Source organism: Soonwooa sp., from assembly GCF_032062245.1.
Lineage (GTDB): Bacteria > Bacteroidota > Bacteroidia > Flavobacteriales > Weeksellaceae > Soonwooa.
Window position 1 is genome coordinate 1 of the sequence record NZ_DAMBQF010000027.1, and the last position, 13,195, is coordinate 13,195.

Annotated in this window: 11 protein-coding genes; 7 read left to right on the forward strand and 4 right to left on the reverse strand. The window is 35.7% G+C overall.

Annotation, left to right across the window (positions count from 1 at the left end):
* Positions 1 to 118: 118 nt before the first annotated feature.
* The 3 genes from RT037_RS11215 to RT037_RS11225 form a co-directional block, all read right to left on the reverse strand.
* Entirely contained in the window at positions 119 to 2,806 is a 2,688-nt protein-coding gene (locus RT037_RS11215; protein ID WP_313031216.1) for a heavy metal translocating P-type ATPase, read from the reverse strand.
* A 235-nt stretch (positions 2,807 to 3,041) separates the two neighbouring features.
* Entirely contained in the window at positions 3,042 to 3,611 is a 570-nt protein-coding gene (locus RT037_RS11220; RefSeq protein WP_312322565.1) for an alpha/beta hydrolase, read from the reverse strand.
* 177 nt (positions 3,612 to 3,788) lie between these two features.
* Positions 3,789 to 4,322: a GNAT family protein gene (locus RT037_RS11225; protein WP_312322563.1), complete on the reverse strand. Its 534-nt coding sequence runs from the start codon at positions 4,320 to 4,322 to the stop codon at positions 3,789 to 3,791.
* 207 nt (positions 4,323 to 4,529) lie between these two features.
* On the opposite strand from RT037_RS11225, the gene RT037_RS11230 reads away from it, so the two are divergent.
* From RT037_RS11230 to RT037_RS11260, 7 genes are all read left to right on the forward strand, one after another.
* A complete protein-coding gene (locus tag RT037_RS11230; RefSeq protein ID WP_313031218.1) occupies positions 4,530 to 5,999 on the forward strand; it encodes an ATP-binding protein in 1,470 nt (489 codons plus the stop codon).
* Between the two features lie 4 nt (positions 6,000 to 6,003).
* Positions 6,004 to 9,615, forward strand: coding sequence for a response regulator (locus RT037_RS11235; protein WP_313031220.1), 3,612 nt, complete (start codon positions 6,004 to 6,006; stop codon positions 9,613 to 9,615).
* A 16-nt stretch (positions 9,616 to 9,631) separates the two neighbouring features.
* Complete coding sequence (locus tag RT037_RS11240; protein WP_312322558.1) at positions 9,632 to 9,997, forward strand: response regulator; 366 nt, start codon at positions 9,632 to 9,634, stop codon at positions 9,995 to 9,997.
* Positions 9,997 to 10,827, forward strand: coding sequence for a protein-glutamate O-methyltransferase CheR (locus tag RT037_RS11245; RefSeq protein ID WP_313031221.1), 831 nt, complete (start codon positions 9,997 to 9,999; stop codon positions 10,825 to 10,827). Before RT037_RS11240 ends, RT037_RS11245 begins: the two co-directional genes overlap by 1 nt.
* A gap of 118 nt (positions 10,828 to 10,945) precedes the next feature.
* The gene (locus RT037_RS11250) at positions 10,946 to 11,518 is read left to right on the forward strand and encodes a chemotaxis protein CheB (protein WP_313031223.1); all 573 of its coding nucleotides are present in this window, start codon (positions 10,946 to 10,948) and stop codon (positions 11,516 to 11,518) included.
* Between the two features lie 158 nt (positions 11,519 to 11,676).
* Positions 11,677 to 12,039, forward strand: coding sequence for a response regulator (locus RT037_RS11255; protein WP_312324387.1), 363 nt, complete (start codon positions 11,677 to 11,679; stop codon positions 12,037 to 12,039).
* 9 nt (positions 12,040 to 12,048) lie between these two features.
* Complete coding sequence (locus RT037_RS11260) at positions 12,049 to 12,549, forward strand: GNAT family N-acetyltransferase (RefSeq protein ID WP_313031227.1); 501 nt, start codon at positions 12,049 to 12,051, stop codon at positions 12,547 to 12,549.
* Here the strand turns inward: RT037_RS11260 and RT037_RS11265 are convergent.
* Positions 12,546 to 13,178: a hypothetical protein gene (locus RT037_RS11265; protein WP_313031229.1), complete on the reverse strand. Its 633-nt coding sequence runs from the start codon at positions 13,176 to 13,178 to the stop codon at positions 12,546 to 12,548. The two genes, RT037_RS11260 and RT037_RS11265, sit on opposite strands and share 4 nt — an antisense overlap.
* Positions 13,179 to 13,195: the final 17 nt, after the last annotated feature.

Here is a 13,195-nt window from a genome sequence, read left to right on the forward strand (position 1 = left end):
TTTTACAATACAAAATGAGGGTATAATTCTGTCCAACGTTTGGGGAGACTTACAGTTTAAAAATAGAAAAACTTGCTGAGAATATCAACAAGTTTTTCTTTAATAATGCTTTAACTTTTTACTTCACATCCAAATCCACAGCATTCAATCTCAAAGAATTTAAAATTACAGAAAGCGAACTAAAACTCATTGCTGCGGCGGCAATCATCGGTGACAACAAGATTCCGAAGAAAGGGTAGAGCAAACCTGCTGCTAACGGAATTCCTAGAACGTTGTAAATAAACGCAAAGAATAGATTTTCTTTGATGTTTTTCAGTAGCTTTTCGCTTAACATTTTTGCTTTTGCAACGCCCAAAATATCGCCTTTTAGCAAAGTCATTTCTGCGCTTTCAATCGCAACGTCGGTTCCCGTTCCCATCGCAATTCCCACGTTAGATTGTGCAAGAGCAGGAGCGTCGTTAATTCCATCACCTGTCATAGCAACAATTTTTCCTTCGGACTGCAATTTTTTAACTTCATTCAATTTGTCTTGCGGAAGTGCATTTGCGATGTAATGTTTGATTCCAAGTTCGTCTGCGACGGCTTTTGCGGTGTTTTCGTTGTCACCTGTCATCATCATAACATCAACGCCTTCTTTTAATAAAAACTCAACCGCTTTTTTAGACGTTTCTTTAATTTTATCTGTAAAACTCACAAAGCCTAAAACTTGGTTTCCTTCAGCTACATAAGAGATTGTGTGCGATTTTGACTGAACTTCGGTGGCTTTTTGTTTTAAAATTTCGGGAATGACAATTCCGTTTGAAGTTAAAAGATTTTCGTTTCCTAAATAAGTTTTGTTTCCATTAATATTCCCTTGAACACCTTTACCAGAAACGTTTTCAAAGTTTTCTACTTTTTCAAATGCAATGTTGTGTTCTTTTGCTTTCTTTAGAACAGCGTTTGAAAGTGGATGTTCTGAATTTTGATTTAAAGAAGCGGCAACTTGTAAAATCTTAGTTTCGGTGGCATCATTAACAGCTTCAATATGCTCCAAGGAAGGCTTTCCTTCGGTTAAAGTTCCTGTTTTATCGGTGATTAAAACGTTTACTTTGTTCAGTTGTTCAAGTGCTTCGGCATTTTTAATTAAAATTCCGTTTTTCGCGCCTTTTCCAATTCCAACCATTAATGACATTGGCGTTGCTAAACCTAGAGCACATGGACAAGCCACAATTAAAACCGCAACAGCGTTCACGAATGCAAATAATGTTTTTTGACCTTCTGGACCGAAAACTTGCCATAAAATAAAGGTTAAAATAGCAACTAAAATCACTACTGGAACAAAAACTTTAGAAACTTTATCCGTCAATTTCTGAATTGGAGCGCGACTACGGCTTGCTTCATTCACCATTTTGATGATTTGTGAAAGCAAAGTTTCGTCGCCAACTTTTTCGGCTTTCATCAAGAAAACTTGATTTCCGTTGATGGTTCCAGAAGTTACTTTATCGTTTTCAGATTTCTCAATAGGAATAGGCTCTCCCGTAATCATCGATTCATCGATAGACGAATTTCCTTCAATAATTTTACCATCAACTGGGATTTTTTCGCCTGGTTTTACTTTTAAAATATCACCTATATTTACTTCATCCAAAGTAATTTTACGTTCAGTATCGCCTTCCACCAAAGTAGCTTCATCAGGCGAAAGATTCATTAATTCTTGAATAGCCTTTCCTGTTTTTTTGTGAGCCGCTGCATCCATCCATTGTCCAAGAATCACCAAGGTTAAAATCACACAGACCGCCTCAAAATATAGAGGAATATTACCACCATGACCACGAATTTCGTGCGGAATAATATTTGGAAAAAACATGGCAAAAAGGCTGAACAAAAATGCAGCAGCAACGCCCAAAGCAATCAAACTAAACATATTGAGGTTCCAAGTTTTAAATGAAATCCAACCTCTTTTCATTAAAAACCATCCCGAATAAAACAAAACAGGAATCGTTAACGCCAATTCTATATAAGCCTGAAATTCGTGCGAAAACGGAAAATTATACCACATTCCACCCATCGACAAAATGAAAACGGGAAGTGTGAACGCCAAAGAAATCCAGAATTTTTTCTTTAAAATATTGTAAGTTTCATCCTCTTCATCGTCACTTTTGTCGGGCATTTTTACTAAATCCATTCCACAAATCGGACAATCGCCTGGCGTGTCTTGCACAATTTCTGGATGCATCGGACAAGTGTATTGCGCTTTTTTCTTTTCAGGATATTTCACCAAGTCCATTCCACAAACGGGACAACCCACATTGGAATCGTAAACCTTGTCGCCCTCGCAATACATCGGACAATAATATTTTCCCGCGTTATCGTGGTTGGTTGGCGGTTGATGGTTGTCGGTTGTTGGATGAGCATGATGATGATGATGATGTTTCTCCTCTTGGCTCTTGACTCTTGGTTCTTGGTTCTTCTCCTCAATCGGTACCAAGTACATTTTACAAACGGGGCATCTTTCACCTTGCGTAAAATAAACTTTATCGCCTTCACATTCCATTGGACAATAATAAACCGACGACGGTGAAACTCTATCTTGCGGCTTCACAAAAGTGTTATCTACTACATTTGGGTCTTGCAATTTGTAGTTTCCAGCTTGTGAAAGAGCTTCGTTAAGTTCATCTAAACTAACCTCACGATCGCCGTGTATCACTGCTTCACTTTTTTCTAAATTAACATGAGCGTGAATTCCTTCTATATTATTTAATGCTTCAGTAATTTTCCCCTGACAACCAGAGCAAGTCATTCCTAAAACTTTATATGTGTGTTCCATATTCCTTGAATTTATAATACAAAATTCGGAAATGCAAAACTTTCTTTGTTATAGATTTAAGGAAAAGAGTTATATCTTTTAGTTAGGAGTCACTAATTATGAATTATTAATTATCTCTGTAAAACAACTCATCATTCATCACTTATAATTGGTCTAGTGGTTTGAGATTATGGTCTTAGTATTTATTTTACTTTTCAATATAATCTAAAATTTTCTTAGTCATATAATTGCGCTCTTAAGGTGTTGCATCATTATCCATCCTCGAATGCTTAATATTGGTCCAATCGATTATGATACCATATTTTTTCAATTCAATTTTATTAGGTAAAACATCAAAATCAGCAGGATAATCATTAGACCTAAGACAGTAAATTTTTGGTTGAGAAGTTCTCGGTAGTTCCATACGATGATTGTCCATCGAAATCAATTTATCAACTAATTCTGGATGCTGATGAGTAAATAAAACAGACATATCTCCACCATTAGAATGACCTATAAGTATTAATTTTTGATAATCATAATTGGGGAAATCGGTCTTAATCCGATTGAGGACATACAAAATGTTATCCGCACCACGTTGCCAATTTGGAAGACGAGTTTCTCGTAGATTACCTTCCATAGCTAACATCTCATCGGTTGCAAGTTCATGCTGAATACTGAAGATAGTATAACTTTTAGATGCTAAAAACTCGGTTAAATAGGAATAAACTTTATTATCACCACCTTTATTTTCGCCCCAACCGTGACTAAAAATTATTGGTATTTTATTAGAGGTTGCTATATTTTCAGGTTGATAAATTGCCACTGAAATCTCTCTATGTCTTGTAGTATCAACATAAGTAAATTCATCTATTTGTATAGATTTATTACTAGCATTTTGAGTCGCACAAGCAGAAAGAACCATTACAAATAATATTAGTACTGAGTTTTTTATAAGGCTTATTCTCATAATAAGTAAACTACAGAATTTAATACTTTTATTTTATTCGTTTCTAAGTTTAGAATAAACGTCAATATCAATAAATTTTCCATCTTTTATTTCAGCTTGACGCATCCGACCTTCGAATTTGAAATTTAATTTAGTCATAATTTTTTTTGAATTCTCATTTTCAGGCTCAATAACACATTCTATTCTTTTGATTCTCATGTTTTTATGAGCGTATTCGCAAGCTGTATCAAAAGCCTCAGCAATGTATCCTTTTCCCCAATATTCTGGTAGAAGCCAGTACCCGCCTTCTGCTTTTTGATGCTCTTTAATAATTCCACTAAAACCACAAGCTCCCAAAAATTCGTTGGTATTTTTATCGCAAATTGCCCACCAGAAGCCTTTTCCTGACTCCGACAAATGTTTGTACCATTCCATTTGTTCCTTTGTAGCTTCTAATGTATCATATCGGATGGTCAAAAAATTATATATTATTGGATTTGATAAAGCTCTATGAACAAAAGTGATGTCATCATCTTCAATCGGTCGTATTAATAATCGTGATGTGTAAAGTGTTTTTGAAACATCCATTTTTTATTTTCAAAAATAAAGTTTTTTATTTTTTTAGATAAAGTTTTATTAATAATAATAGCTAAACTCTACATTTTGTCAAATTGTAAAGTTTTTATGATAAACTGTTTATGAAAAATTAAAGCATAGAAGTTAAATTGTTGAAAAATCTGATTAATTTTGTTTTTTATTAATGAAAGCTTGTATTAATAGCTTATTTTTACATTTATGATTTTAATTGTAGACGACAATCAATCCAATATATTTTCACTGAAAAGGCTTTTGGAATCTCAGGATTTCCCTGTGGATACCGCAAGTTCGGGTGAAGAAGCTCTTGCAAAAGGGCTTCGCAACGATTATCAATTGATAATTTTGGATGTTCAAATGCCCGAAATGGATGGTTTCGAGGTGGCAGAAACTTTTGCCGGTTATAGCAAGACCAAAGAAATTCCGATTATTTTTCTTTCCGCTGTGAATACCGACAAACGCTTTATTACAAAGGGTTATGCTTCCGGTGGAATCGATTATGTGACCAAGCCTATCGATCCAGATATTTTGATGTTGAAGGTGAAAACCTACTACAATATTCAAGGGCAAAATGCGGAGTTGAAGAAAATCAAACAAAGCCTTGAACTTGAAGTAAAAGGCCGTCGCGAAACACAAGTTGTGATGAAATCGCAGCTCGACCATTTTCAGCAAATGTTGGAAGCGCTTCCTCAAATTGCTTTTACACTGAGCAATACGGGCGAAATTGAGTTCGTTAACCGAAGATGGTTCCAATATTCGAAGTCGGATAAATCCTTTCCGGAAGTCCATCCCGATGATAAAGATTTAGTGGACGAATTTGGGCGTCAACGTGAAAACCTAGAAGCCATCGCACTTGAGGCTCGAATTAAAAATATCGAAACGGGAGAGTACCGTTATCATTTATTGAGGATGTCCCCGATTTTAGAAAATTCGGAAGCGAAAAATTGGGTGGGAACATTCACCGATATCAACGATCAAAAAAGGGTTGAGAAGGAAAAAGACGAATTTTTAAGTATCGCAAGCCATGAGCTGAAAACGCCGTTAACAAGTATTAAAGCTTACGTTCAGCTTTTAGATCGCAAATTGAAACTTGACAAAGAAAGTCCTGAAGCCAATTACGTGGCAAAAGTTCAGGATCAAATTGATAAACTGAATAATCTTATTACCGATTTGCTCGATGTTTCCAAAATTGAAAACGGAAAATTGAAGATGAATTTACAGCCAACCAATTTGGAAAATGTAATTCATAACGCGATTGAAACGATTATTCAAACTCATGATGAAAACAGCGTAAGCATTGAAAGACACGGACAAAAACCAGATTTTTTAATGCCGTTTGACGCCATTCGTGTGGAGCAAGTTTTAATCAATTTCTTAACCAACGCCATAAAATATTCACCGAAAAATAACAAAGTTATCGTAACCACTTCTGTGGACGAAAACGATGTTAAAATCAGTGTAACCGACTTCGGAATCGGGATTCCCGAGTACAAGCAAGATGCGGTTTTCAATAAATTTTATCGTGTTGAAGAGTCTTCCCTGCAGTTTCAAGGCATGGGAATTGGGCTTTACATTTGTGCAGAAATCATCAAGCAACATGGCGGAAGCATTGGTCTTTCCAGCATTATTGATGAAGGATCAACTTTTTATTTCACCTTACCAATAAAGTAAATTTATGGCAGGAAAAACAATCAGAAATCTACAATTTGGCGTGGGAATGTCGCTGTTGTTGCTTATTGCGACCTCAATTGCATCGTATTTAAGCATTCAAAAACAAATGGAAAACCGCGAAAGTTTGTCCAATTCAAGACGATCCATAACCGCGATAAAAGACGTTTTGGTGTCACTTTTAGACGCTGAAACAGGAAATCGAGGCTTTCAAATTACAGGCAAAGAAGAGTTTTTAGAGCCGTATAATCGTGGTTTGGAAGAATTTCCGAAGGCGATTGCTCGTTTAAAAGATTTGGGCAACGACGATAAAATTCAAAATGATCGTGTTGACAGTCTTCAAAGTTCGGTGCAGAGCCGAATTGGCGTTTTGCAAAGTATGATTGATAAGAAGCGTCAAAATTTGGATGTTTCGCAATCCGATATGCTTCGTAGCAAGTTCTACATGGACAAAAGTCGCAAATTGGTGGCTGATTTTGTGAAGCATGAAGAAGATGTTTTAGAACTTAAAAATGTCGATCTCAAAGAATCTGCGTTGATCACCAAAATTTTCCTTCTATTTTCGTCACTTGGCGCGATTGGGATTACGGCTTTTCTTTATTTTAAACTTCGAAGTGATATTCTCCGTCGTGACAAATTAGAAAAAGCATTGGTTTCTAAAGATGAACAAATGACGGCGCGAGTTTCGGCGATTCAAAAGATTGCAAACGGCGTTGCCAAAGGCGATTACAGTTTACGAATTAATGATTCTGAATCCGATAATTTAGGTGAATTGGTTGGTTCTTTAAATCACATGACCGATGCCCTGAAAACGTCTTTTGAAACCATTAATAAAAGCGATTGGCGACAAAAAGGTTTGGCAGTTCTCAACGAATCTTTGGTCGGGAATAAATCCATTAAAGAGACAACTACAAAGGCTTTGGCGCATTTGGTGGAGTACGGAAATTGCATCAGTGGCGCACTTTATTTGTTGAATGATGATGTATTAAAACTTGAAAGTTCATATGGTTTAGAAAGCAGCATGAAAAACCACTTTAATATAGGTGAAGGCATGGTTGGACAAGTTTTTATTAAGAATACGCCTCGTGTTTACAATGATATTTTAGAGAAAGATGTGGTGGCAAGTTTTGCAAGTACCAAGTTGCATATCAACGGAATTTTGCTGGTTCCCATTATGCATGGTCGTCAAGCGATCGGAATTATTGAATTAAATTCGCGTAACAATTTCCATGAGGATGATGTTGATTTTTTTGCAGAAAGTTGCCGAATTATTGGTATTGCAATAAGCGCAGCAAAAGGTCGTGAAAAAGAGCAAAAATTATTGGAAGAAACTCAAGCGCAGTCGGAGGAATTGCAAGTTCAGCATTCTGAATTAGAGAATTTAAATACCGAATTAGAAGCTCAGACGCAAAGATTACAAGCATCAGAAGAAGAATTGAGAGTTCAGCAAGAAGAATTAATGCAAACTAACGCCGAATTGGAAGAGCGTTCGAAGCTATTAGAAGAGAAAAATCATTTGATAGCAGAACGTAATATTGAAATCCAGAAGAAGGCAGAAGAATTGGCGTTAAGTACAAAATACAAGTCGGAATTTTTGGCGAATATGTCCCACGAATTGCGCACACCGTTGAATTCGATCTTACTGCTTTCTCGATTGATGGCGGAAGATCCAGACGATAATTTAACTGAAGATCAAATAGAATCTGCAAAAGTAATTCAAAGTTCGGGTAGTAGCTTGTTGACCTTAATTGATGAGATTTTAGATTTAGCAAAAATTGAATCTGGTAAAATGAATTTAGAGTATCAACACGTTCTAATAGAAGATGTAGTAAAGGATTTGCGTAATTTATTCAATCCATTAATGAAGGAAAAAGGTTTGGAGTTTAATATTAATATCGATTCAGATTTACGTCAAACTATTGAAACCGACAGACTTCGTGTTGATCAAGTCTTGAGAAATCTAATGTCAAACGCTCTTAAATTTACTTCTAAAGGCAGTATTAGTCTAAATATTAAGAAAGATCCTACACAAAAAGAATTTGTTATTTTCTCTGTAAAAGATACGGGAATCGGGATTCCAGAAGACAAACAACGTATTATTTTTGAAGCGTTTCAACAAGCGGATGGTTCTACCAGACGTAAGTTTGGCGGGACTGGACTTGGACTTTCCATCAGCCGAGAAATTGCAAAATTATTGGGAGGCGAACTTCGATTGTCTTCAAAAGTAGATGAAGGTTCCGAGTTCAGTTTGGTGATTCCGATGACTTCAAAATTGAAGGTCGAATACGTGAATAAGGACCAAGATTTAATTGAAACCATTCAAGAAGATGTTCAAGAAATCAAAGAAATTATTGCTTTTGAGGACGACGAATTGCATGATCCAATCGAGATTTTGGGCATTCCAGAAGATGTTCCTGACGATCGAGATTTTATTGCAAAAGACGATAAAGTGATTTTGATTGTTGAAGATGACGTTAATTTCGCAAAAGCTTTGGTGAGATATGCGCACACTCAAAATTACAAAGCAATAGCGGTGGTTCGTGGCGATTATGCACTTCCTGCAGCACTGCAATACCGTCCGTCGGCGATTTTGTTGGATGTTCAACTACCTGTAAAAGATGGTTGGCAAGTAATGGATGAATTAAAAGGAAATCTTCAAACCAAGCATATTCCTGTGCACATGATGTCGTCTCTGCACGTGAAAAAAGAAAGTTTGATGAAAGGCGCCATCGATTTCATCAACAAACCGATGGCATTAGAACAAATGGCTGAAGTTTTCAAAAAAATTGAAGAAGCTCTAAGCAAAACCCTTCAAAAAGTGCTTATTGTAGAGGAAAATGCGAAACATGCCACCGCGCTTTCGTACTTTTTGAGCAATTTCAATATTTCGGCCTCTGTGGAAGATAAAGCGGAGGATTGCGTGACGGCGTTCATTGATCAGAACGTGGATTGCGTGATTTTGAACGTTGAAAATTCTCGTGGTGAAGAATATTCAATTATTGAAACCATAAAAAAACACGAAGGTTTAGAAAATCTACCGATAATTATCTTTATTGATCGTAGTTTATCGAAATCTGAGGAGTTAAAAATCAAACAATACGCTGATTCTATTGTTGTGAAAACAGCGCATTCATATCAAAGAATCTTAGATGAAGTTGGTTTGTTTTTACATCTGGTAGAAGAAAAAAATAGCACAGAAGAAAATAGAAAAAACTCCACGCTTGGCTCGTTGACAGAAGTTTTGAGCGGTAAAAAAATCCTAATTACCGATGATGATGTTCGCAACATTTTCTCGCTAACCAAAGTTTTAGAAAAATATAAAGTGGAAGTTGTTTTGGCAATGGACGGCAAACAAGCCTTAGAACAAATGGCTGCAAACCCAGATATCGACGTGGTTTTAATGGATATGATGATGCCTGAAATGGACGGCTACGAAACCATACGCGAAATCCGTAAACAACCAAAATACATGCGACTTCCTGTGATTGCCATCACGGCAAAATCTATGATTGGAGAACGTGAAAAATGTATTGAAGCTGGTGCTTCCGACTACATTTCGAAGCCTGTAGATACCGACCAATTGTTATCCTTACTCCGTGTTTGGATGTACGAAAGTTAATTTTGATTTTAGAATTATGAATAAGAAAGTGCTCATCGTGGACGACGATCCGCGTAACATATTTGCTTTAAAACTCACGCTAAAATCGAGAGGTTTTCAATTGGAAAGTTCGACTTCGGCGCAAGAAGCTATCCAAATGTTGAAATCTCAAAACGATTTTGATGTGGTGTTGATGGATATGATGATGCCCGATATGGATGGTTATGAAGCCACAAAAATTATTAGAAACTTGCAGGATATTAAGCAAATACCGATTATCGCAGTAACGGCACAGGCGATGCCTGAGGATAAGCAAAAATGTTTGGATGCAGGCGCTCAAGATTACGTTTCTAAGCCGATAAATGTTGATGTTTTGATGAACGCTATGGAAAAATTATTTTGATGTTAGAGCCAAGTATTGTAAAAGATGAAGAGGTTGAATATCTAATAAAAGATGTCCACGAATTGTACGGTTACGACTTTTCGCATTACAGTCGCGCCTCGTTCAAGCGTCGAATTAATCGCATATGTTTGATTGATCGATTTACAAGTTATGCCGAATTGCGCTACACGTTGATGAACGATCCTGAATATTTGAAGCGTTTTGTGGAAGAAATCACTGTAAATGTCACCGAAATGTTTCGTGATCCCAGTTTTTTTAAGGCTTTGCGCGAAGATATTTTACCACAATTAGGAACTTATCCGTTAATTAGGATTTGGGTTGCGGGTTGCTCAACAGGAGAAGAAGCCTATTCTATCGCTATTTTGTTGAAGGAAGCAGGTTTGTATCACAAATGTTTAATTTACGGTACCGACATCAATCCATCAGTTTTGGAGAAGGCTAGAGCAGGCGTTTTCCCTATTCAGCAAATGAAATTATATACCGAAAATTACATTCTTTCTGGTGGAAAAAAAGAGTTCTCCGATTATTACACTGCGAATTATGACATTGTAAAATTTGATTCTAGTTTAAAAGAAAAACTGATTTTATCGACACATAATTTGGTTTCAGATTCGTCTTTTAACAGCTTTCAACTGATTATTTGTCGTAATGTTTTGATCTATTTTGATAAGACTTTACAAGAGCACGTCTTTAAGTTATTTGATGAAAGTTTGGAGAATTTGGGCTATTTGGCATTGGGTTCCAAAGAAACCTTAAGGTTTTCTAATTTGGATAAAAATTACAACCAAGTGGACAATCAAAAAATCTGGAAGAAAGTGGAGCATCATTAGGCTAAATCTTTAACCTCTGAAAACAGAAATAAAAATAAGACTTCAGATTATTTTACTTTAAAAAATAAATTGTTAAAGTAATTTTGTTAATTTTCGCGTTTAAAAATATTCAATAAAAATGAATAACAAAAAGACGGAAATCGTAGTTATAGGTGGCTCTGCAGGAAGTCTGCAGGTCATTCTTGACATGATTAAATCTTTGGATACGCAGCTAGGATTTCCGATTGTCATTGTTGTTCACCGAAAAGCGCAAGCAAGCAATATTTTGCCATACTTGTTACAGCAATTTTTAGAAATGGAAGTTCTCGAAATTGAAGATAAAAGCGAAATTGAAATCAATAAAATGTACGTTGTACCAGGCGATTATCACATGCTTTTTGAATCTAAAAATAGAGTATCTTTGGACGCTTCAGAAAAGGTGAATTATTCGCGTCCATCAATTGATGTAACTTATAAATCGGTTGCTGAAATGTTTGGGGAAAATGCGGTGGCAATTTTACTTTCTGGTGCAAATGCCGATGGTGTGGAAGGTTTAGAGTATATTAAGCGAAATGGCGGTGATGTTTGGATTCAAAATCCAGAAACTGCAGAAGTGGATTACATGCCGAAACATGCGATGGCTCAAGTGGATTACGATTGTGTTTTCGATCCGAAAGACTTGGCTGGGAAAATTAATAAGTTGAAGAATTAAAAATGACGAGCGTCATTTCGAGTGTTTTTCGGAGCGAAGCGAAGAAAAATGTATCGAGAAATTTGATTTGAAAAATAAATTCTCGATACAAATTCTGTTCAGAATTTTACTCGAATTGACGAATTGTAAAACAAGAAATATTTTTGAAAATAAAGAAAATGAATAAGAAAAAAATACTAATTTTTGACGATGATGCCTTTATTTTGGAGGTGGTGAGCATCATTTTTGAAGATGCTGGTTACGAGGTAAAAATCTCCGAAACCTCACACGATATCATCGAAAAAGTAGCGGAGTTTCAACCCAACGTCATCCTTATGGACAATTGGATTCCGAATATCGGTGGTGTCGAAGCTACAAAACTTTTGAAATCTCATGACGAATTTAAATCTATTCCCGTTATTTACGTAACCGCCAACAATGATATTTCTGCTCTAGCCAAAGAAGCACAAGCGGATGATTTTATCGCGAAACCCTTTAATTTAGAAGATTTGGAGGAGAAGGTTGAGAAATATTGTAATTAATTTTACTTGATGAACTTTAGAAAAGCAACATACCAAGATATTGATGAGATTTGGGAAATCTTACAATTCGCCATTCAAAGTCGGAAAAATGACGGCAGTGCGCAATGGCAAAATGGCTACCCAAATCAGGATTCCATTGCGGAAGATTTAGAAACTGGCTCTGCTTATGTGATTGAAGACGAACACGGAATTTTAGCTTATGGCGCTGCGATTTTCGGTATTGAGCCTGCTTACAACGACATTCAAGGAGCGTGGTTGACCAACGGCGATTATGTGGTGATACATCGCGTTGCGGGAGCTAAACGATCGAAAGGAATGGGCATTGCAACACGATTCTTTAATGAGGTTGAAGTTCTTGCGAAATCTAAGAATATTTTCAGTGTGAAAGTCGATACCAATTTCGATAATGTTGCGATGCTGTGTATTATGGATAAACTCGGTTACCAGTACTGCGGCGAAGTTTTTGTTGGAGGTGGCGTTAGAAAGGCTTTTGAGAAGGTTTTAAGTTAATTTTTCGCTGGTATTTCTAACGTTAAATTTACATCTTTCGTAAATTTTAATTCATAGTTTAAAATTTGTTTTCCTCTAAGGATTTTTGCATTTTCAACTAAAATATTTTCTTTAGAATCAAAATCTTGATTTAACTCAAACGGATGTAAAGCTATTGCTCTAAAAGCAAAAAATAAGTTTTTATCTGTGGGCTTTATAGAATATGTAATTATTTCTCGTCGACTTTTTCTTTTATCATTTTTATAAATAACTAACTGATGATTATTGTCGAGTAAATTAAATTCAAAATTCGGGGTTTTAGTTTTCTGTTTCAAATTAAGATTTACACTTGTATCAAACTTAAAATCAAGATAATTTTCTCCTTTTTCTTTATTTTTAATTAAATCAAAATCATGTCTTACATTGTTGGTGATATCATAAAGAAGTGCAAATCTTTGACCTTCACTACCAAAAACTTTTATAAAATAAGATTTGTCTTTTGAATTTATAAAAATAGATTCCTCAAAAAGATTTTTTTTCTCATCACCTTTATAAAGGAAGTAAACAAGCTCTTTATCAAAATTGTAAGTTTTTTGACTAAAACTAAAAAGAGATACAAGGAAAAATAGTATTTGTAAAGCTTTTTTCATATCAGTGTTTTTCTAAA